This is a genomic window from Salmonella sp. SAL4457 (genome assembly GCF_046548235.1).
Classification (GTDB): Bacteria; Pseudomonadota; Gammaproteobacteria; order Enterobacterales; family Enterobacteriaceae; genus Salmonella; species Salmonella enterica.
The window spans coordinates 54,032-76,401 of record NZ_JBGDZO010000006.1 but is presented as its reverse complement, the minus strand read 5'-3'; the positions used below and the strand labels follow the sequence as shown (position 1 = coordinate 76,401).

At 54.4% G+C, this 22,370-nt stretch carries 19 protein-coding genes and 1 riboswitch; of the genes, 11 read left to right on the top strand and 8 right to left on the bottom strand.

The features are described 5' to 3' along the window. From mraZ to leuO, 5 genes are all read right to left on the bottom strand, one after another. Window positions 1-459, bottom strand: a complete 459-nt coding sequence (gene mraZ, locus ACLJNW_RS18555; protein ID WP_000488294.1) for a division/cell wall cluster transcriptional repressor MraZ — start codon at window positions 457-459, stop codon at window positions 1-3. Between the two features lie 605 nt (window positions 460-1,064). Continuing rightward, entirely contained in the window at window positions 1,065-2,069 is a 1,005-nt protein-coding gene (cra, locus tag ACLJNW_RS18550) for a catabolite repressor/activator (RefSeq protein WP_000762406.1), read from the bottom strand. Between the two features lie 283 nt (window positions 2,070-2,352). After that, a complete protein-coding gene (gene ilvN, locus ACLJNW_RS18545; protein ID WP_001563086.1) occupies window positions 2,353-2,844 on the bottom strand; it encodes an acetolactate synthase small subunit in 492 nt (163 codons plus the stop codon). Window positions 2,845-2,846: 2 nt separating this feature from the next. Further along, the gene (gene ilvI / locus ACLJNW_RS18540; RefSeq protein ID WP_000425604.1) at window positions 2,847-4,571 is read right to left on the bottom strand and encodes an acetolactate synthase 3 large subunit; all 1,725 of its coding nucleotides are present in this window, start codon (window positions 4,569-4,571) and stop codon (window positions 2,847-2,849) included. 321 nt (window positions 4,572-4,892) lie between these two features. After that, on the bottom strand, window positions 4,893-5,837 hold the full coding sequence (leuO, locus tag ACLJNW_RS18535; RefSeq protein ID WP_001115420.1) for a transcriptional regulator LeuO: 945 nt from the start codon (window positions 5,835-5,837) through the stop codon (window positions 4,893-4,895). Window positions 5,838-6,493: 656 nt separating this feature from the next. Between leuO and leuL the strand changes: the two genes are divergently transcribed. From leuL to leuD, 5 genes are all read left to right on the top strand, one after another. Continuing rightward, window positions 6,494-6,580, top strand: coding sequence for a leu operon leader peptide (gene leuL / locus ACLJNW_RS18530; RefSeq protein ID WP_001575587.1), 87 nt, complete (start codon window positions 6,494-6,496; stop codon window positions 6,578-6,580). An 87-nt stretch (window positions 6,581-6,667) separates the two neighbouring features. Continuing rightward, complete coding sequence (gene leuA / locus ACLJNW_RS18525; protein ID WP_000082819.1) at window positions 6,668-8,239, top strand: 2-isopropylmalate synthase; 1,572 nt, start codon at window positions 6,668-6,670, stop codon at window positions 8,237-8,239. Further along, window positions 8,239-9,330 (top strand): 3-isopropylmalate dehydrogenase, encoded by a 1,092-nt coding sequence (gene leuB, locus ACLJNW_RS18520; protein ID WP_000042325.1) that lies wholly within the window; start codon window positions 8,239-8,241, stop codon window positions 9,328-9,330. The genes leuA and leuB overlap by 1 nt, the downstream gene beginning before the upstream one ends. Window positions 9,331-9,332: 2 nt before the next feature. Beyond that, window positions 9,333-10,733: a 3-isopropylmalate dehydratase large subunit gene (leuC, locus tag ACLJNW_RS18515; protein ID WP_001140629.1), complete on the top strand. Its 1,401-nt coding sequence runs from the start codon at window positions 9,333-9,335 to the stop codon at window positions 10,731-10,733. A 10-nt stretch (window positions 10,734-10,743) separates the two neighbouring features. Beyond that, complete coding sequence (leuD, locus tag ACLJNW_RS18510; RefSeq protein ID WP_000818267.1) at window positions 10,744-11,349, top strand: 3-isopropylmalate dehydratase small subunit; 606 nt, start codon at window positions 10,744-10,746, stop codon at window positions 11,347-11,349. A gap of 335 nt (window positions 11,350-11,684) precedes the next feature. Here leuD and sgrT read toward each other — a convergent pair whose 3' ends face one another. Then, entirely contained in the window at window positions 11,685-11,807 is a 123-nt protein-coding gene (gene sgrT, locus ACLJNW_RS18505) for a glucose uptake inhibitor SgrT (RefSeq protein WP_001248755.1), read from the bottom strand. Window positions 11,808-11,899: 92 nt separating this feature from the next. On the opposite strand from sgrT, the gene sgrR reads away from it, so the two are divergent. From sgrR to thiQ, 4 genes are all read left to right on the top strand, one after another. Continuing rightward, entirely contained in the window at window positions 11,900-13,558 is a 1,659-nt protein-coding gene (gene sgrR, locus ACLJNW_RS18500) for an HTH-type transcriptional regulator SgrR (protein ID WP_023204302.1), read from the top strand. A 47-nt stretch (window positions 13,559-13,605) separates the two neighbouring features. Further along, window positions 13,606-13,705: riboswitch (TPP riboswitch) on the top strand. Between the two features lie 31 nt (window positions 13,706-13,736). Further along, window positions 13,737-14,720, top strand: coding sequence for a thiamine ABC transporter substrate binding subunit (gene thiB / locus ACLJNW_RS18495; RefSeq protein ID WP_000915326.1), 984 nt, complete (start codon window positions 13,737-13,739; stop codon window positions 14,718-14,720). Next, a complete protein-coding gene (thiP, locus tag ACLJNW_RS18490; RefSeq protein WP_023204304.1) occupies window positions 14,696-16,306 on the top strand; it encodes a thiamine/thiamine pyrophosphate ABC transporter permease ThiP in 1,611 nt (536 codons plus the stop codon). Before thiB ends, thiP begins: the two co-directional genes overlap by 25 nt. Next, entirely contained in the window at window positions 16,290-16,997 is a 708-nt protein-coding gene (gene thiQ / locus ACLJNW_RS18485; RefSeq protein WP_000915965.1) for a thiamine ABC transporter ATP-binding protein ThiQ, read from the top strand. The genes thiP and thiQ overlap by 17 nt, the downstream gene beginning before the upstream one ends. 38 nt (window positions 16,998-17,035) lie before the next feature. On the opposite strand, the gene ACLJNW_RS18480 is transcribed toward thiQ, so the two are convergent. Then, a complete protein-coding gene (locus ACLJNW_RS18480) occupies window positions 17,036-17,803 on the bottom strand; it encodes a DedA family protein (protein WP_001148369.1) in 768 nt (255 codons plus the stop codon). A 118-nt stretch (window positions 17,804-17,921) separates the two neighbouring features. Next, complete coding sequence (gene araC / locus ACLJNW_RS18475) at window positions 17,922-18,767, bottom strand: arabinose operon transcriptional regulator AraC (RefSeq protein ID WP_000852387.1); 846 nt, start codon at window positions 18,765-18,767, stop codon at window positions 17,922-17,924. A gap of 340 nt (window positions 18,768-19,107) precedes the next feature. On the opposite strand from araC, the gene araB reads away from it, so the two are divergent. After that, entirely contained in the window at window positions 19,108-20,817 is a 1,710-nt protein-coding gene (gene araB, locus ACLJNW_RS18470; RefSeq protein WP_000951802.1) for a ribulokinase, read from the top strand. A gap of 10 nt (window positions 20,818-20,827) precedes the next feature. Continuing rightward, window positions 20,828-22,330 carry an L-arabinose isomerase gene (gene araA / locus ACLJNW_RS18465; RefSeq protein ID WP_000151691.1) on the top strand — a complete coding sequence of 501 codons (1,503 nt, stop codon included), beginning with the start codon at window positions 20,828-20,830 and terminating at the stop codon, window positions 22,328-22,330. Window positions 22,331-22,370 lie beyond the last annotated feature (40 nt).

The window sequence follows — 22,370 nt, the reverse complement described above, 5'->3', positions numbered from 1 at the left end:
TTATAGAGACAAGTCCTGCAGCCGCTCCGATAACGTTTCGGTAGCTGACTGTTCAGCGTCGATATCTTCCTTGACCTGTTGATACCAGGTCGTTTCATCCCACAGCTCAAATTTGTTGAACTGTCCAACCAGCATCACTTCTTTCGTCAGTCCGGCATGTTGCCGCAGAACTGGCGCGATCAGTAATCGACCTGCACCATCCATCTGACATTCGCTGGCATGGCCCAACAGTAAACGCTGTACGCGACGTTCTACCGGGTTCATGCTCGACAGACGAGATAACTTTTGCTCAATAATTTCCCATTCAGGCAGGGGGTAAAGCAGCAGGCATGGGTGATGGATGTCAATGGTACATACCATTTGACCGGTAGCGCTCTCGATCAGTTGCTCCCGATAACGGGTCGGCACGGTCAGGCGCCCTTTACTGTCGAGATTGACTAACGTTGCCCCCCGGAACATGCCAGTCTCACCCCTTCTTACCACTTTATCCCACAAATTCCCACTCGAAGGAGTTTACGGAGCGGAGGAAAAGCTTGTCAAGCAAGTCACAACGCTTACCTAAGTAAAAAAGCCAATGTTTACGGCGAATATCTGCGTTGATTAATTTCCGCCCAGCGTGCAAGCCAAATTAACGTTATGAATATTTGTAAGAAAAAAACCAAAGGCCCACCGCCGTTTAAAACGGACTCAATATAATCCGAGAAAAATATAAAGTGTCAGTTTGCGACGCGAGCGGCATTTTAGGACATATTGCACCGTGTTAACAGTGCCTGTTTAACGTGTGCGGTGCCTGCTATACCAGCGCCTACGAGCGACTGTCGCGCCAAAGACAAAAAGTGGCTGTTAATTCGACGATTTCTTGCCTGCTTGTAACAAAACAATACAAAGGAAAAGACTCGTTACGTCTTAATTAGTGGAATGTGGACGATTTCGGACAAAAGAAAGGTAATAAAAAAGAATTTTCGGATAATTTTAAGGAATAATCTTAATTATTTAAGGGATATTTTTACTGATACGCATTTGTTTGACGGCGGCAGAAGAGAGAGTCTTTTACCGCCGGTCCTTTAGCTACGGCTCAGAATGCCGCGACGATAAAGGTTTCGCCGAATACGCGTTAAGCCGGGTTTCGGTTTACGCGGTTCATCAAGACTTGCCAGCACAATCTCCAGCACGCGTTCCGCGACATCACGATGACGCTGCGCCACCGCCAGTACCGGGCATTGCAGAAAATCCAGCAGCTCATGATCGCCGAAGGTCGCAATCGCTAAATCCGAAGGCAGTTTTCCATCGCGCCGCAGCGTTACGTCCATCACGCCCTGTAATAGCGCGAACGATGTCGTAAAGAGCGCCTGCGGCATAGGATGCGTTTCCAGCCATTTCTCAAACAACTGCGCGGCGGCTTCGCGCTCATAGCTGTTGGCATATAAGAAATTCACCTCCCGCGGATCGTCTTTCCATGCGGTGCGGAACCCCTGCTCGCGCAGGAAACTGACGGACAACTCCGGCAGCGCGCCCAAATAAAGCACCGTTTCCGCCGGGAATTTACGCAGCTCTTCCGCCAACATCTCGGCATCATCCTGATCGGCGCCGACCACGCTGGTGAAATGTTCGCGATCCAGCGCGCGGTCGAGCGCGACGATGGGGAACGGATCGTTGGCCCAGCGCTGATAGAAGGGATGCTCCGGCGGTAACGAAGTTGAAACAATGATTGCATCCACCTGGCGTTGCAAAAGGTGCTCAATGCAGCGCATTTCGTTATCCGGCTGATCTTCAGAACAGGCGATCAGCAGTTGGTAGCCACGCTGGCGTGCCTGGCGCTCAAGATAGTTTGCGATACGGGTGTAGCTCGTGTTTTCAAGGTCCGGGATCACCAGACCAATGGAACGTGTGCGTCCAGCACGCAGCCCGGCAGCCACAGCGTTAGGATGGTAATTGTGCTCACGCACTACCGCCATGACTTTTTCTACGGTTTTGTCGCTCACGCGGTATTGCTTTGCTTTACCGTTTATAACGTAGCTTGCAGTTGTGCGCGAGACACCGGCCAGCCGAGCGATTTCATCCAGTTTCACAATTGCCCCTTGTGTAAATTGTACAAACCATAACCTTTATGTCGGCATGGGTTAAAATCGTTAACATCTAAGCGCAGTTTGATCACTCCGGCAACCGCTTTTATTCCGGGTTACCACGGATTTCGCAAAAAAAAGCCCAACCGATGATATTGGGTTGGGCGATAATTCCTGTTGGCTGATATCCGGCAAACCTGCCTGATGGCGCTACGCTTATCGGACCTGGGCCAGATATCAGCCAGTAGACCGGATAAAACGCACGCGCGTCGTCATCCGGCGAATCTGCTCAGCGCATAATCTTATCGCCGCGCGAAAGCCCGACGACGCCTGAACGCGCCACTTCAACAATTTTCGCCACGTCGCGCAGCGAGGCCAGAAAAGCATCCAGTTTATCGCTGGTGCCCGCCAGTTGAACGGTATACAGCGTTGGCGTAACGTCAATAATCTGACCACGGAAAATTTCCGTATTACGCTTCACCTCTTCCCGTCCGTAGCCGCTGGCCTGGATTTTCACCAGCATGATTTCCCGCTCAACGTGCGCTCCCTGTCCCAGCTCGCTGACGCGCAGCACATCAACCAGCTTGTGCAGTTGCTTTTCAATTTGCTCAAGCACTTTTTCATCGCCTACCGTCTGGATAGTCATGCGCGACAACGTCGGATCGTCTGTCGGCGCGACGGTCAGGCTTTCAATATTATATCCGCGTTGCGAAAAGAGGCCGATAACCCGCGATAACGCCCCAGATTCGTTTTCCAGTAATACCGATAAAATCCGGCGCATCATCAGGTCCTCTCCGTTTTGCTTAACCACATTTCGTCCATCCCGCCCCCGCGAATCTGCATCGGATAGACATGCTCGCTGCCATCAACGGTGACATCGACGAACACCAGTCGGTTATTACGCACATGCTCAAGGGCTTCGCTGAGTTTACTTTCCAGCTCATCCGGACGGTTAATCTGCAGCCCGACATGGCCATATGCTTCCGCCAGGCGCACAAAATCCGGTAACGACTGCATATAAGACTGAGAATGGCGACCGGAATAGATCATATCCTGCCACTGTTTCACCATCCCCAGATAACGGTTGTTCAGGTTCAAAACCAGTACCGGCAGTTCATACTGTAAGGCTGTCGACAGCTCCTGAATGTTCATCTGTATACTGCCATCGCCGGTCACGCAGACCACCATTTCTTTCGGCAGGGCCATTTTAACGCCCAGCGCAGCCGGTAGGCCAAAACCCATCGTGCCGAGCCCGCCGGAATTAATCCAGCGACGTGGCTTATCGAACGGGTAATAGAGGGCGGCAAACATCTGGTGTTGTCCTACATCGGACGTCACGTACGCATCGCCCTTCGTCAGACGCCAGAGGGTTTCAATCACCGCCTGGGGTTTAATGCTTTCGCTTTCCGCGTCATATTTCAGGCACTGACGGGCGCGCCAGCTCTCTATCTGCTGCCACCAGTCGCGAATATCATCCTGCGGCTGAGACGGCGCATCCTGCGCCAGTAGCTCCAGCATTTGTTCCAGTACCAGGCGGGCATCGCCCACCACCGGGATATCAGCGTTAACCGTTTTGGATATGGACGTCGGGTCAATGTCGATGTGTAATACCGTCGCGTTCGGACAATATTTAGCGAGATTATTCGTCGTGCGGTCGTCAAATCGTACGCCAACAGCGAAAATCACGTCGGCGTTATGCATGGTCATATTGGCTTCATAAGTGCCATGCATTCCCAGCATTCCTAACGACTGGCGATGAGTAGCAGGAAACGCGCCCAGTCCCATTAATGAAGAGACCACCGGCAGGTTAAAGGTTTCAATGATGTGGCGCAACGGCGCATAGCAGGCCGCGCTTATCGCCCCTCCCCCAACGTAGACCACCGGCTTTTTTGCCGACGCCAGCGTTTGCAAGGCACGCTTAATTTGTCCTTTATGTCCTGATGTTGTGGGATTGTAAGAGCGCATACTGACCGTCTCCGGCCAGGCATACGGCATTTTTTTCGCCGGATTCAAAATATCTTTCGGCAAATCCACGACCACCGGCCCAGGACGTCCGCTTGCCGCCAGCCAGAAGGCCTTTTTAAGCACCAGGGGAATATCTTCCGTCTGTTTGACCAGGAAGCTATGTTTGACCACCGGTCGGGAAATCCCCACCATGTCGCACTCCTGAAAGGCATCATAGCCAATCAATGAGGTGGCGACCTGGCCGGAAAGAATCACCAGCGGAATGGAATCCATATAGGCCGTAGCAATCCCGGTAATCGCATTGGTCGCTCCCGGTCCGGAAGTCACCAGCACCACGCCAACGTCGCCAGTGGCTCGCGCCAGGCCATCCGCCATATGCACCGCGGCCTGCTCATGACGCACCAGCACATGATCGATCCCTCCAACGGTATGTAGCGCATCATAAATATCAAGCACTGCGCCTCCAGGATAGCCGAACACCTGCTTTACGCCTTGATCGATAAGCGATCGGACGACCATCTCGGCTCCAGACAACATTTCCACGGCTTGCCTCCACTTTATACCTGTCATCACGGTTTGACGGACACCTTAACCGCTCGCTATCACGCCTGGCAATTGGGTGGAATGACGTAAAGATGGGGAAGGTTAGAATAATCAGGAGGCAAGAAGAGAAGAAATGGAGAAATACTCCGTCTGAATCACACCTGGTAATAAATAATCGCTTATAAATGCAGACTTACAGCAATTCATCTATTTTTCACAGCGACGAAAAGCATCGCTCACCGTTAATTCAGCATAAAATTTTTGATATACGCTAAAAAGCAGAATAAACCAGAATTTGTTTCTGATTTATTCTGCCCGGTTTTATCGCTTACAAACAGAGACTAATAAATCTTCCATCCATTGATGCCCTTTATCACGCCCAGCCGCTTCATGCCAGGAAAGGTAGCATGTCCGGCTATTCAGTTTTAAAGGCAACGGCAATATTTGCAGATCCAGCGATTCCGCAAACTCTTCCGCCAGCCAGCGCGGGGCAATAGCGACCAAATGCGTCTGCGAAACCACGTTCAGAACGCTGATAAGCGCCATGCCCTGATAAGCCACGCTCGACTGTTTATCCGGCGTGTCATACCACGGCTGACTAAATGACGCATAACGATCGAGGGAAACAACCGCATGTTGTTCATTATAAACATCGCCTTCCAGTAGCGGGCCGCTAATACGCGGGTGTTTTCGGCTGGCGACTAAAACCATTTCATCTTTAAATAGCGGTACGCTGGTAAACTCAGGACGACGGAATTCTTCATAACTAATAACGAACTCGGTTTCCTGATAGCGTAACTGATGCTCAGTATTCTGATTCAACGACGCTTTAAAAACGACATGAATATTTGGCGCAATTTTTTCTACACGATTATAAATCTGTGACGTCAGGATATTATCCAGCGGACTGCACACGCAAAGATTGAATACACGTTCGCTGCTGGTCGGCTCAAACCCCGATCCCGGCAATTCATTTTGCACCAATTGCAACGCCTGACGGACTGAACCAAATAACTGAAATGCACGGGCAGTCGGCTGAATTCCTCGTCCATATCGAACAAAAAGTTCGTCATTAAACATAACCTTCAGACGCGCTACGGCGTTACTGACCGCAGGCTGCGACATTCCCAGCGTGTGGGCGGCGCGCGTAATATTCTGCTCTTGCATTACCGCATCGAACACGGTCAATAGGTTCAAATCAACCATGCGAAGCTGTGGTTTGCCCATATCTAAAAGATGCGGCTTTTCGGTTTTGACCTCTGGCATATTTAACTCCACTGTCACGCTTAACTCCCTTTTTCTGGCTGAAGGCAGAAATAATTCCTGAAAATATGATTTACCATGCATATAAAATAAGAAAAAGGGAAAGCGTTAAAATTCGGAAAACATAAAGACGCTGACAGAGACAAATAGAATGCCAGCGCAAGCGTAATGTGTCCTGAGTCACACCATTGCGATTCATAATGTTTAAATTACGCAAGCAATATAACCATAACTATGGCGAATACACAATCATACACCAAGTGAATGATCATTTAAGTTTCAATTAAATGTTTATATTATTAATAGCTAAAAAGTTAACATTAATTTATCAATAACTTTATCCTTATCCATTAAGCAAACAAGGTTATTTGTTAAAATATAAAACAAATCAAAAAGATAAACCAAACCTTTAGCATACCTTTAACAGGCCATTCCCCTAACCAATTTGCAAACAAAAATGCCTAAATATTTCAAACAATGAAAAGTATGAATGTCCACTCGTTCTTTTATCCTTTATTGGACGCGCAGCCCAGCACAATTAGCTAAAGTACGTATCCGGATATCGTCAACAAAATGCAATGGCGACAGAAAATAGAGTTGACATTAAACGGCATATCCAGTACCACTAAAAGCATAACGCATTCGCTGGAGCTGAATTAATGTCACATATCGTTCGTTTCACTGGGCTACTACTACTCAACGCATTTATTGTGCGCGGTAGACCGGTGGGCGGCATTCAACATTAAGTCAGCTCGAAGTCAAACAAAACCCGCGCCGTTGCGCGGGTTTTTTTATGCCTGACGCAAGGCGCCCCTGGAGACAAGGACCACATCATGAGCCAGCAAGTCATTATTTTTGATACGACCTTACGCGACGGCGAACAAGCGTTACAGGCCAGCCTGAGCGCGAAAGAGAAGCTGCAGATTGCCCTGGCCCTTGAGCGCATGGGTGTTGATGTCATGGAAGTAGGCTTCCCGGTCTCTTCTCCGGGTGATTTTGAATCCGTCCAAACCATCGCCCGCACCATTAAAAACAGCCGCGTTTGCGCCCTGGCGCGTTGTGTAGAAAAAGACATCGACGTCGCGGCACAGGCGCTGAAGGTCGCCGACGCGTTTCGCATCCATACTTTTATCGCCACCTCGCCAATGCACATCGCCACCAAGCTGCGCAGCACGCTGGATGAGGTTATCGAACGCGCGGTATACATGGTTAAGCGGGCGCGTAATTACACTGATGACGTAGAGTTCTCCTGCGAAGATGCTGGCCGGACGCCTGTTGACGATCTGGCGCGCGTGGTGGAAGCCGCTATAAACGCCGGCGCGAGAACCATTAATATTCCCGATACCGTGGGCTATACCATGCCGTTTGAGTTTGCGGGAATCATTTCCGGCCTGTATGAACGTGTCCCCAATATCGACAAAGCTATCATCTCCGTTCATACCCACGACGATTTAGGGATAGCAGTAGGCAACTCGCTGGCGGCAGTACATGCGGGCGCGCGTCAGGTTGAAGGCGCGATGAACGGTATCGGAGAACGTGCCGGTAACTGCGCACTGGAAGAAGTGATCATGGCGATTAAAGTGCGCAAAGACATCATGAACGTACACACCAACATCAATCACCACGAAATCTGGCGCACCAGCCAGACCGTCAGCCAGATCTGTAACATGCCGATCCCAGCCAACAAAGCGATTGTCGGCAGCGGCGCTTTCGCCCACTCTTCCGGCATCCACCAGGATGGCGTCCTCAAGAACCGCGAAAACTATGAAATCATGACGCCAGAGTCCATCGGTCTGAACCAGATACAGCTGAACCTGACCTCCCGCTCTGGCCGTGCCGCCGTGAAACATCGCATGGAAGAGATGGGTTACAAGGACACAGACTACAACATGGACCACCTGTACGACGCGTTCCTGAAGCTGGCGGACAAAAAAGGCCAGGTGTTCGACTATGACCTGGAAGCGCTGGCGTTTATTAATAAACAGCAAGAAGAACCAGAGCATTTCCGTCTGGATTACTTCAGCGTGCAGTCCGGCTCCAGCGATATCGCCACCGCTTCCGTGAAGCTGGCCTGTGGTGAAGAGATCAAGGCCGAAGCGGCGAACGGCAACGGTCCGGTCGACGCCATCTATCAGGCGATTAACCGCATCACTGGCTACGACGTTGAGTTGGTTAAATACGACCTGAACGCCAAAGGCCAGGGCAAAGACGCGCTGGGTCAGGTCGATATCGTCGTGAACCATCATGGTCGCCGCTTCCACGGCGTCGGGCTGGCGACGGATATCGTCGAATCCTCCGCCAAAGCGATGGTGCACGTACTGAACAATATCTGGCGCGCCGCCGAAGTTGAAAAAGAATTGCAACGCAAAGCTCAAAATAAAGAGAACAACAAGGAAACCGTGTAATGTCGAAGAACTATCATATTGCCGTACTGCCGGGCGACGGTATCGGCCCGGAAGTCATGGCGCAAGCCCTGAAAGTTATGGATGCGGTACGCAGCCGTTTTGATATGCGTATAACCACCAGCCACTATGACGTCGGCGGTATTGCTATCGACAATCATGGTCATCCACTGCCGAAAGCCACCGTTGAAGGGTGCGAGCAGGCGGATGCCATTCTGTTTGGCTCCGTCGGCGGCCCGAAATGGGAAAATTTGCCCCCGGAAAGCCAGCCGGAGCGCGGCGCCCTGCTGCCGCTGCGCAAACATTTCAAATTATTCAGTAACCTGCGTCCGGCGAAACTGTATCAGGGACTGGAAGCATTTTGCCCGTTGCGCGCCGATATCGCCGCTAACGGTTTCGATATCCTGTGCGTGCGCGAGCTGACCGGCGGGATCTATTTCGGACAGCCAAAAGGCCGTGAAGGCAGCGGTCAGTACGAAAAAGCCTTTGATACCGAAGTTTATCACCGCTTTGAGATCGAGCGCATTGCCCGTATCGCCTTTGAATCGGCGCGTAAACGCCGCCGTAAAGTCACCTCTATTGATAAAGCCAACGTACTGCAAAGCTCTATCCTGTGGCGTGAAATCGTCAATGATGTCGCGAAAACGTATCCCGATGTGGAACTCGCGCACATGTATATCGATAACGCCACCATGCAGTTGATTAAAGACCCGTCGCAGTTTGACGTACTGCTGTGCTCTAACCTGTTCGGCGACATTCTGTCCGACGAATGCGCCATGATCACCGGCTCAATGGGGATGTTGCCCTCCGCCAGCCTGAACGAGCAAGGGTTTGGCCTGTATGAACCGGCTGGCGGCTCCGCGCCGGATATCGCCGGGAAAAATATCGCCAACCCAATTGCGCAGATCCTGTCACTGGCGCTGCTGCTGCGCTACAGCCTGGATGCCAACGATGCGGCAACGGCCATTGAACAGGCGATCAATCGCGCATTAGAAGAGGGCGTTCGCACCGGCGATTTAGCCAGGGGCGCTGCCGCAGTCAGTACCGATGAGATGGGCGATATTATCGCCCGCTATGTCGCAGAAGGGGTGTAATCATGGCCAAAACGTTATACGAAAAATTATTTGATGCCCACGTGGTCTTTGAGGCGCCAAACGAAACGCCGCTGCTGTACATCGACCGCCACCTGGTGCATGAAGTCACCTCTCCGCAGGCGTTTGACGGTCTGCGCGCGCACCATCGTCCGGTACGTCAGCCAGGGAAAACCTTCGCTACGATGGATCACAACGTCTCGACGCAGACTAAAGACATTAATGCTTCCGGTGAAATGGCGCGTATCCAGATGCAGGAGCTGATTAAGAACTGTAACGAGTTCGGCGTCGAGCTGTATGACCTGAATCACCCATATCAGGGCATCGTCCATGTGATGGGGCCGGAACAGGGCGTCACCCTGCCGGGCATGACCATCGTCTGCGGCGACTCCCACACCGCCACCCACGGCGCGTTTGGTGCGCTGGCCTTCGGCATCGGCACTTCTGAGGTAGAACATGTACTGGCGACGCAAACCCTGAAACAGGGACGCGCTAAAACCATGAAGATTGAAGTCACGGGCAACGCCGCGCCGGGCATTACCGCCAAAGACATCGTGCTGGCGATCATCGGTAAAACCGGTAGCGCCGGCGGCACCGGACACGTGGTTGAATTTTGCGGCGACGCTATCCGCGCGCTGAGTATGGAAGGCCGCATGACGCTGTGCAATATGGCGATTGAGATGGGCGCCAAAGCCGGTCTGGTCGCCCCGGATGAAACCACTTTCAACTACGTAAAAGGGCGTTTGCACGCGCCGAAGGGCCGCGATTTTGACGAAGCCGTCGAGTACTGGAAAACGCTGAAAACCGATGACGGCGCGACCTTTGATACTGTCGTCGCCCTGCGAGCAGAAGAGATCGCGCCGCAGGTGACCTGGGGCACGAATCCGGGCCAGGTGATTTCCGTCACCGACATCATCCCCGATCCCGCCTCCTTTAGCGATCCGGTTGAGCGCGCCAGCGCCGAAAAAGCGCTGGCTTATATGGGCTTACAGCCGGGCGTACCGTTAACGGACGTTGCTATCGATAAAGTCTTTATCGGCTCTTGTACCAATTCACGCATTGAAGATTTGCGCGCGGCGGCGGAAGTCGCCAAAGGGCGCAAAGTTGCGCCGGGCGTGCAGGCGCTGGTGGTGCCGGGTTCAGGTCCGGTGAAAGCGCAGGCGGAAGCGGAAGGTCTGGACAAGATCTTTATCGAAGCAGGATTTGAATGGCGCTTACCGGGCTGTTCCATGTGCCTGGCCATGAATAACGACCGCCTGAACCCGGGCGAGCGCTGCGCCTCCACCAGCAACCGTAACTTTGAAGGTCGTCAGGGCCGCGGGGGTCGCACGCATTTAGTCAGCCCGGCGATGGCCGCCGCTGCCGCCGTTACCGGCCACTTCGCCGACATTCGCAGCATCAAATAAGGAAACTACCATGGCAGAGAAATTTACCCAGCATACCGGCCTGGTTGTCCCACTGGATGCCGCCAACGTCGATACCGATGCAATTATCCCTAAACAGTTTTTGCAGAAGGTTACGCGCACCGGTTTTGGCGCCCATCTGTTTAACGACTGGCGTTTCCTGGACGAAAAGGGCCAACAGCCAAATCCGGAATTCGTGTTGAACTTTCCGGAATATCAAGGCGCGTCGATACTGTTGGCGCGGGAAAACTTTGGCTGCGGCTCGTCACGCGAGCACGCGCCGTGGGCGTTGACCGATTACGGCTTTAAAGTGGTGATCGCGCCAAGCTTCGCCGACATCTTCTACGGCAACAGTTTCAATAATCAACTGCTGCCGGTAACCCTGAGCGACGCACAGGTCGATGAGCTGTTTGCCCTGGTGAAAGCCAATCCGGGCATTAAATTTGAAGTGGATCTGGAAGCACAGGTGGTGAAAGCAGGCGATAAAACCTACAGCTTTAAAATCGACGACTTCCGCCGCCACTGCATGTTGAACGGTCTGGACAGCATTGGGCTGACGCTGCAGCACGAAGACGCGATTGCCGCCTACGAAAATAAACAACCGGCATTTATGCGGTAACCCTTGACGCCTTACCGGGCCTACAGGTTATGCAATATCACCCGGTTGCCATTATATTCTGTAGGCCTGATAAGCGTAGCGCCATCAAGCTCCGGGTTACTCATCAGTCGCTCATGCCGGGGATATTCCGGCATTTTTTATACGATTTTTACTCGCCCGGTCACCACCTGCGTGACCACAGAAACCGCCGTATAAATCCCGTTGAAACGCCGTCCCATCATCGTCATCCAGAAACAGCCGAAATAAAAAAAGCCAGCAGATATTATCTGCTGGCGGGTGATTTTAGGCTATCGCCTACACCAATACTCAGTCACACATGATGTCTGCAATTGGCTTCAATCGGTCGCCTCCCACTGCATCAGTTCCGCGAGCATTTTTAAGCGCTGCGGTGCGCTCAGGCAAGCCAGCCAGGACGTTTTTTCCGTCGCGGCAAAATATCTCAACCAGAACTGGCGCATAGTGACCTCTTCCTCTTGCTTCATCGAAAGATATTATTGGCCTAATATAGGGATAATAAAATTGCTGAGTTTTTCATCGGAGTTCCCCTTTTATGCCCTCAGGTCGCCTGCAACAACAATTTATCCGTCTCTGGCAATGCTGTGACGGTAAAACGCAAGACACCACGCTTAATGAGCTGGCGGATCTGCTGAACTGTTCGCGTCGCCATATGCGTACGCTGCTAAATACGATGCAGGCGCGCGGTTGGCTAACATGGGAAGCCGAAGTTGGACGCGGAAAGCGTTCGCGTCTGACGTTCCTGTATACCGGACTGGCGCTGCAACAGCAGCGGGCGGAAGACCTGCTGGAACAAGATCGAATCGATCAACTGGTACAACTGGTCGGCGATAAAAGCGCTGTCAGGCAAATGCTGATTTCCCATCTGGGACGCAGCTTCCGCCAGGGGCGGCATATTCTGCGGGTTCTTTACTATCGTCCGATGCACAATCTCCTGCCGGGAACCGCATTACGTCGCTCGGAAACTCATATTGCCCGGCAAATTTTCAGTTCGCTCACGCGGGTAAATGAGGAAAACGGGGAACTGGAAGCGGACATTGCGCACCACTGGCAGCAAATTTCCCCTTTACTGTGGCGCTTCTACCTGCGCCCCGGCATTCATTTTCATCATGGCCGCGAGCTGGAGATGGAAGATGTCATCGCCTCGCTGACGCGTATCAATACGCTTCCACTTTACTCGCACATCACAAAGATAGACTCCCCTACCGCGTGGACGCTGGATATTCATCTTTCCCAGCCGGATCGCTGGTTGCCGTGGCTGCTGGGCCAGGTCCCGGCGATGATTTTGCCGCGGGAGTGGGAAACGCTGGCTAATTTCGCCAGCCACCCTATCGGCACCGGGCCTTATGCCGTGCGGCGTAATACGCCAAACCAGCTCAAGATACTCGCCTTTGATGACTACTTCGGCTATCGGGCGTTGATAGACGAAGTGAACGTCTGGGTACTGCCGGATATCAGTGAAGAACCGGCCTGCGGCTTGATGCTGGAAGGGCCGATACAAGGCGGTGAAAAAGCGATAGAAAGCCGACTAGAAGAGGGGTGCTATTACCTGCTATTCGACGCCAGAACGCCGCGCGGCGCGCATCCGCAGGTCAGAGAATGGGTAAGCCACGTCCTCTCCCCCACCAATTTACTCTATCATGCCGATGAACCGCTACAGCAGCTCTGGTTCCCGGCCTATGGGCTTTTACCGCGCTGGCATCACGCCCGTCCAGGCCCGGGCGAAAAACCCGCCGGTCTGGAAACCCTCACGCTGACCTTCTATCGCGAACACATTGAGCACCGGGTTATCGCCCGTATCATGAGCGCGCTTCTGGCTGAACATCAGGTGCATCTGCATATTCAAGAGATCGACTACGATCAATGGCACGCCGGCGAGATCGAAAGCGATATCTGGCTCAATAGCGCTAACTTTACGCTGCCGCTGGATTTCTCGCTGTTCGCGCACCTGTGCGAAGTACCGCTCTTGCAGAACTGCATTCCGCGCGACTGGCAGGGCGACGCCGCGCAGTGGCGCGCTGGCGAGATGAACCTGGCGAACTGGTGCCAGCAACTGCTGGTCAACAAAGCGATTGTGCCGTTGATCCACCACTGGCTGATTATCCAGGGACAACGCAGTATGCGCGGGCTGCGCATGAATACCCTCGGCTGGTTTGATTTTAAATCGGCGTGGTTTGCGCCGCCGGACCCTTAAAAGCCAGCTCTTAATTGCTGCCCGGCAACAAAATCACTACACTAACGCCGAACTCAACGGGGTGCCGCGCTCATGCGCGCGCTGAGAAAATACCCGTCGAACCTGATCCGGATAATGCCGGCGAAGGGATTTGAGGTTACCTCTCAAGTCCTTTGCCACTCTTTAACTGAGGTGCAAAGTGTTAAAAAAATATCTTCCGCTTTTACTCCTGTGCGCGGCGCCTGCTTTCGCCAAACCCGTTCTCACCGTCTATACCTACGACTCGTTCGCCGCCGACTGGGGGCCAGGCCCGGCGGTGAAAAAAGCGTTTGAAGCCGATTGCAACTGCGAGCTGAAACTGGTGGCGCTGGAGGATGGCGTTTCGCTGCTCAACCGCCTGCGGATGGAGGGGAAGAACAGCAAAGCCGATGTGGTGTTGGGGCTGGACAATAATCTGCTGGAAGCGGCCACGCAAACTAAACTTTTTGCCAAAAGCGGCGTGGCGAATGAAGCGGTCAAGGTGCCCGGCGGCTGGAAAAACGACACATTTGTGCCGTTCGATTACGGCTATTTCGCCTTTGTCTACGATAAAAGCAAGCTGAAAAATCCGCCGAAAAGCCTGAAAGAACTGGTCGAGAGCGATCAAAAATGGCGGGTGATTTATCAGGACCCGCGTACCAGTACGCCAGGGCTGGGGCTGTTACTGTGGATGCGCAAAGTCTATGGCGATAACGCGCCGCAGGCCTGGCAAAAACTGGCGGCCAAAACGGTGACGGTGACGAAAGGCTGGAGCGAGGCCTACGGTTTATTTCTGAAAGGTGAAAGCGATTTGGTGCTCAGTTACACCACCTCTCCGGCGTATCACATTATTGAAGAGAAGAAGGACAATTACGCCGCCGCGAACTTCAGCGAAGGCCATTACTTACAGGTAGAAGTCGCGGCGCGTACCGTCGCCAGTAAGCAGCCGGAACTGGCGGAGAAATTCCTCAAATTTATGGTTTCTCCGGCGTTTCAAAACGCCATACCCACCGGCAACTGGATGTACCCGGTAGCGGACGTCGCCTTACCCGCAGGGTTTGAATCATTGGCAAAACCCGCCACAACGCTGGAATTCACGCCGCAACAAGTGGCAGCACAACGCCAGGCATGGATTAGCGAATGGCAACGCGCCGTCAGCCGTTAATTCCCGGCTGGCTGATTCCGGGGCTGTGCGCCGCCGCGCTGATGATAACCGTCTCGCTGGCGGCCTTTCTGGCGCTTTGGCTGAACGCGCCGTCGGGCGCGTGGTCGACAATCTGGCGGGATAGCTACCTGTGGCATGTGGTGCGCTTCTCATTCTGGCAGGCGTTTCTGTCCGCAGTGCTGTCTGTGGTCCCGGCGGTTTTTCTCGCCCGCGCGCTTTATCGACGCCGTTTTCCTGGACGTCTGGCGCTGCTGCGTCTGTGCGCCATGACGCTGATTCTGCCGGTACTGGTTGCCGTGTTCGGTATTCTTAGCGTGTATGGCCGTCAGGGCTGGCTGGCCTCGCTGTGGCAGATGCTGGGGCTTCAGTGGACATTCTCCCCCTACGGCTTGCAGGGCATTTTACTGGCGCACGCCTTTTTTAACCTGCCAATGGCGAGCCGTTTGTTGCTGCAATCTTTGGAAAGCATTCCCGGCGAGCAGCGCCAGCTCGCCGCCCAGCTCGGTATGCGCGGCTGGCATTTTTTCCGTTTTGTCGAATGGCCGTGGCTGCGCCGCCAAATTCCGCCCGTCGCGGCGCTGATTTTTATGCTCTGCTTCGCCAGTTTCGCAACGGTTCTGTCGCTCGGCGGCGGCCCGCAGGCCACCACTATCGAACTGGCTATCTTTCAGGCGCTTAGTTATGACTACGATCCCGCCCGCGCGGCGATGCTGGCATTAATCCAGATGGTCTGCTGCCTGGCGCTGGTACTGCTAAGCCAACGGCTGAGCAAAGCGATTGCGCCGGGGATGACGCTGACGCAGGGTTGGCGCGATCCTGACGATCGTCTCCACAGCCGTCTGACGGACGCCTTATTAATCGTGCTGGCGCTGCTGCTGCTGCTTCCGCCGCTGGTCGCCGTGGTGGTCGATGGCGTCAACCGCAGCCTGCCGGAGGTGCTGGCGCAACCCATTCTGTGGCAGGCTGTCTGGACATCGCTACGCATTGCGCTGGCGGCGGGCGTTCTGTGTGTGGTGCTGACCATGATGCTGCTGTGGAGTAGCCGCGAGCTACGCCAACGCCAGCAACTATTCGCCGGACAAACGCTGGAACTCAGCGGGATGTTGATCCTCGCGATGCCGGGGATCGTGCTGGCGACAGGCTTCTTTTTACTGCTCAATAGCAGCGTTGGCTTACCGGAATCCGCCGACGGCATCGTGATTTTCACCAATGCGCTGATGGCAATCCCCTACGCGCTAAAAGTCCTGGAAAACCCAATGCGCGATATTACCGCCCGTTATGGAATGCTGTGCCAGTCATTAGGAATTGAAGGCTGGTCGCGGTTAAAGGTCGTGGAACTGCGGGCGCTGAAACGTCCGCTGGCGCAGGCGCTGGCGTTTGCCTGCGTACTTTCTATCGGTGATTTTGGCGTCGTCGCGCTTTTCGGCAATGACAATTTCCGCACGCTGCCGTTTTATCTGTATCAGCAGATCGGCTCCTACCGCAGCCAGGACGGCGCAGTGACCGCGCTGATACTGCTGCTGCTCTGCTTTACGTTATTTACCCTCATAGAGAAACTACCGGGCCGACATGCTAAAACTGATTGATATCACCTGGCTTTACCATCATTTGCCGATGCGTTTTACGCTGGCGGTAGAACGCGGCGAGCAGGTGGCGATTCTTGGCCCCAGCGGCGCGGGGAAAAGCACGTTGTTGAATTTAATTGCCGGTTTTCTTGCGCCTGCCAGCGGTACGCTACTGATTGCCGGCGACGATCATACGCTTACGCCGCCCTCACGCCGTCCGGTCTCAATGCTGTTTCAGGAGAATAATTTATTCAGCCACCTGAATGTGCAGCAAAATATCGGTCTGGGGCTAAACCCTGGGTTAACGCTCAACGCCAGCCAGCGGGAAAAACGGGACGCTATCGCACATCAGATGGGCATTGAGAGTCTGATGACGCGTTTACCGGGCGAACTGTCCGGCGGCCAGCGTCAGCGGGTAGCGCTGGCGCGCTGCCTGGTACGCGAACAGCCGGTACTGCTGCTGGATGAACCGTTCTCCGCGCTCGATCCCGCGCTGCGCCAGGAGATGCTGACGTTGGTCAGCGATATCTGCCGCGAGCGACAGCTCACGCTGTTGATGGTCTCGCACAGCGTGGAAGATGCGGCGCGAATTGCGCCCCGGTCAATCGTCGTGGCCGACGGGCGTATCGCGTGGCAAGGCAAAACAGACGAGCTACTAAGCGGTCAAGCCAGCGCCTCAGCGCTATTGGGCATCAAATCCCATATTTTGTAGGCCGGATAAGGCGAAGCTGCCATCCGGCAAAGGAATCGTTAGTAACCCACAACTTTGCGCAGAATATCGATATATACCGGCATCAGCGGGTGGCGAACCAGCACCACCAGCGCGACCACGCCGATCCCGAGCGTCAACGGCGCCAGATACAGCAAACGGCTGCGGGGGAAATACGCGGTTAAACGATCGACTGCCGCTTTGCCGCTGCGCCACAGCCGCCAGCATAGCCAGCCTCCGACCCACAGCAGCAACGCCGTCGCCAGCAGCAGCCATTTGAAATCTCCGCTCTGCATATCGGAAGGAATATCGATTGCCGCTCCCGCCAGAATGCCCGGCAGGAAATAAAACGGCGGCCACAGCAAACAGCCAATCAAGTTCGGCCCAATAAATTTCGCCACGGGAAGATCCAGCATCCCTGCCACCATCGGCACCAGCGGCCTCGTCGGACCGACAAAACGTCCGACCAGGATCGTGAACATACTGTGCTGATGCAGCGCGTGTTCGGTTTTATCCAGCAGCGACTTGTTCTTTTTCATAAAAGACCAGCGGTGTAGCGGCTTTTTAAAGCGCCACCCCAGCCAGAACGAAATCCAGTCGCCCATCAGACAGCCGATAATACCCACCAGCCAGGCATGCCAAAAATTGAGCTCGCCGCTGCCGATAAGCGCGCCCAGCCCCGCCATCAGTACCGTGCCGGGTAAAATCAACCCCACCAGCGCCAGCGATTCCAGGAAGGCGACCAGCAACACGGCGATGAGCGAATACAGAGTGGATTGGGTGATAAAGTGTTCCAGCAGTGCTTGCATAGTGTGTCCGTCAGCGTGATGAAGCAGGGATTCTGCTTACCCCGTCCCCCTTCGTCAAGCCGTCAATTATCCGAATAGTTACGGCTTATGACATCTTTGTGGACACATCATTCACTTTTTATTCACATCCGGCCCTGAACTCGCTAGGACTTGCCCCGGTGCATTTTTTAAATACCCGCGAAAAATAGAGCTGATCGTCAAATCCAACATTGCGCCCAACGGTCGCTATCGGCATTCGCGTAGTGCTAAGCAGAAGTTTCGCCTGGCTGATACGCTGATCTTCGCGCCAGCTCAATACGCTAATGCCTAACTGCTGGCGGAACAGATGTGATAACCGGGAGGGCGACAGGCAGACATGCTGGGCGACGCTGGCGATATCAAAATGGCTGTCCGCCAGATGGTCGCTGATATACTGGCAGGCATCGCGCACACGGCTATCCATCGGCGGGTGCAACGACTCATTAATTACCGCCATACGTCTGAGCAACAACTGCTCCAGCAGATTGATCGCCAGTAGCTCAGAATAGCGACCTTCCCCTTGCCCGGCGCTGATGATCTGCCCGAACAGTTCGCTGAAATGCGGCTGGCGCGCCTCGTCCGGGCGGAAAAATCCTGTCTGGGCAAAGATTGTCGGCCAGGTCAGCCACTCCTGCCAGTAGGCGCGAGGCCGGAAATAAACCCACTGGTGATACCACTCGCTGGCGTCCGGATGCCGTCCATAGTGATGAATCTCGCCCGGCGGAAACAATAATATATCGCCAGGCCGACAGACAAACTGCTCGCCATTATTATTAATGACGCCCTCTCCGCGGATGGTCAGGTTAAGAATATATCCCTTCATGCCCAACGGACGATCGATAAAAAAATCCAGATATCCATTCGCTTCAATTGGCGTCAGCCCGGCGACCAGATGGGCATTAAATGAATATCCCGGCAATAGCGGATCATTTTGCGTTTCAGCCATGATTTCTCTACCCCCCGATGTTCAGAGAAGAAACAAATTGTCCATATCGACCAGGACGACAGAGCTTCCGTCTCCGCAAGACTTTGCGCTTGATGAAAGCACGTATCAACCCCGCTTGTGAAAAGCGCTTTGTAACAAAATCGTACAGTTCAGGCGATAAAATTAAGTAACAGAAGTGTCTATAACTATGGCTGGAATGTCCACATTGAATATTTGCACAGCGTCACACTTTGCAAAGCATTAGCATTTTTGTCCATAAGATTAGCGGATCCTGCCTGACGGTTTTTGCCGCGACTCTCTACTGTTTCTCCATACCTGTTTTTCTGGATGGAGTAAGACGATGGCAATTGCAATTGGCCTCGATTTTGGCAGTGATTCAGTGCGCGCTCTGGCAGTGGACTGCGCCACCGGCGACGAGATCGCCACCAGCATAGAGTGGTATCCGCGCTGGCAAGAAGGCCGTTATTGCGACGGCCCGAACAACCAGTTCCGTCATCATCCGCGCGACTACATGGAGTCAATGGAGGCCGCGCTGAAAGCCGTTCTGGCACAATTAAGCGCCGCGCAACGCGCAAATGTCGTTGGCATTGGCGTTGACAGCACCGGCTCTACGCCAGCGCCGATTGACGCCGACGGTAACGTCCTGGCGCTGCGTCCAGAGTTCGCCGAGAACCCGAATGCGATGTTTGTGCTGTGGAAAGATCACACCGCCGTGGAAGAGGCCGACGAAATCACTCGTCTGTGCCATAAGCCAGGCAAGGTCGACTACTCCCGCTATATTGGCGGCATTTACTCCAGCGAATGGTTCTGGGCGAAGATTCTGCACGTCACCCGGCAGGATAGCGCCGTCGCGCAGGCCGCCGTCTCGTGGATTGAGCTGTGCGACTGGGTGCCGGCGCTGCTTTCCGGCACCACTCGCCCGCAGGATATCCGCCGTGGCCGCTGCAGCGCCGGGCACAAAACGCTGTGGCATGAAAGCTGGGGCGGTCTGCCGCCCGCGAGCTTCTTTGATGAACTCGATCCGTGCATTAACCGTCATCTGCGCTACCCGTTATTTAGCGAAACCTTCACCGCCGATCTGCCCGTGGGCACCCTGTGCGCCGAATGGGCGCAGCGCCTCGACTTGCCGGAAAGCGTAGTGATTTCCGGCGGCGCGTTCGACTGTCACATGGGCGCGGTCGGCGCGGGCGCACAGCCCAATACGCTGGTGAAAGTCATCGGCACGTCTACCTGCGACATTCTGATTGCGGATAAACAGAGCGTCGGGGATCGCGCCGTGAAAGGCATTTGCGGTCAGGTTGACGGCAGCGTGGTGCCGAACTTTATCGGTCTGGAAGCGGGGCAATCTGCTTTCGGCGATATCTACGCCTGGTTTAGCCGCGTGTTGAGCTGGCCGCTGGAGCAACTTGCCGCGCAGCACCCGGAACTGAAACCCCAGATTAACGCCAGCCAGAAGCAGCTACTGCCAGCGCTCACCGACGCCTGGGCGAAAAATCCGTCCCTGGATCACCTGCCGGTGGTGCTCGACTGGTTTAACGGTCGCCGCACGCCAAACGCTAATCAGCGTCTGAAAGGCGTCATTACCGATCTCAATCTCGCCACCGACGCGCCAGCGCTGTTTGGCGGTCTGGTCGCTTCGACCGCCTTCGGCGCGCGCGCCATTCAGGAGTGTTTTACCGATCAGGGTATCGCGGTCAATAACGTGATGGCGCTTGGCGGCATCGCCCGTAAAAATCAGGTCATTATGCAGGTCTGCTGCGACGTACTGAATCGTCCGTTGCAGATCGTCGCTTCCGACCAGTGTTGCGCATTAGGCGCCGCTATCTTTGCCGCCGTCGCTGCGAAAGTCCATGCCGACATTCCAGCCGCCCAGCAAAGCATGGCGAGCGCGGTAGAACGCACTCTGCGCCCCCACCCTGAACAGGCGCAACGCTTCGAACAGCTTTACCGCCGCTACCAGCAGTGGGCGCTAAGCGCAGAACAACATTATCTTCCGACTGCCGCGCCGGCGCCAACGACCCCGGCCAATCAGGCAATCCTGACTCATTAAGGACACGACAATGACGATTTTTGATAATTATGAAGTATGGTTTGTGATTGGCAGCCAGCATTTGTATGGCGCAGAAACCCTGCGTCAGGTCACCCAACATGCCGAGCATGTGGTCAACGCGCTGAATACCGAAGCCAAACTGCCATGTAAACTGGTATTAAAACCGCTGGGCACCTCGCCGGATGAGATTACCGCCATTTGTCGTGACGCCAATTATGACGATCGCTGCGCAGGGCTGGTGGTCTGGCTGCACACCTTCTCCCCGGCCAAAATGTGGATCAACGGGCTGAGTATCCTTAACAAACCACTACTGCAATTCCATACCCAATTTAACGCCGCCCTGCCGTGGGACAGCATTGATATGGACTTTATGAACCTGAACCAGACTGCGCACGGCGGTCGTGAGTTCGGTTTTATCGGCGCGCGGATGCGCCAGCAGCACGCGGTCGTCACCGGTCACTGGCAGGATAAAGAGGCCCATACGCGTATCGGTGCCTGGATGCGCCAGGCGGTCTCTAAACAGGATACCCGCCAGCTAAAAGTCTGCCGCTTCGGCGACAATATGCGTGAAGTCGCAGTGACTGACGGTGATAAAGTGGCCGCGCAAATCAAATTTGGCTTTTCGGTCAATACCTGGGCGGTCGGCGATCTGGTGCAGGTGGTGAATTCTATCGGCGACGGCGATATCAACGCTCTGATTGACGAGTATGAAAGCAGCTATACCCTGACGCCCGCCACCCAAATCCACGGCGATAAACGCCAGAACGTGCGGGAGGCGGCGCGTATTGAACTCGGTATGAAGCGTTTCCTGGAACAGGGCGGCTTCCACGCATTCACTACTACCTTTGAAGATTTACACGGTCTGAAACAGCTTCCGGGTCTGGCCGTACAGCGTCTGATGCAGCAAGGCTACGGCTTTGCGGGCGAAGGCGACTGGAAAACCGCCGCTCTGCTTCGCATTATGAAAGTGATGTCAACCGGTCTGCAGGGCGGCACCTCATTTATGGAGGATTACACCTACCACTTCGAGAAAGGCAACGATCTGGTGCTCGGCTCGCACATGCTGGAAGTGTGTCCGTCCATCGCGGTGGAAGAGAAACCGATCCTCGACGTCCAGCACCTCGGCATTGGCGGCAAGGAAGATCCGGCGCGTTTGATTTTCAATACCCAAACCGGCCCGGCGATCGTCGCCAGCCTGATCGACCTCGGCGATCGTTATCGCCTGCTGGTCAACTGCATTGACACCGTAAAAACGCCGCACTCCCTGCCGAAACTGCCGGTGGCTAACGCGCTGTGGAAGGCGCAGCCGGATCTGCCGACCGCCTCCGAAGCGTGGATTCTGGCTGGCGGCGCGCACCATACCGTCTTCAGCCACGCGCTGGATCTGAACGATATGCGCCAGTTTGCAGAAATACACGATATCGAAATCGCGGTGATTGATAACGATACCCATCTGCCGGCCTTTAAGGACGCGCTGCGCTGGAACGAGGTGTATTACGGGTTCAAACGTTAATTGGTGAAACGGATTGCCCGGTGGCACTGCGTTTACCGGG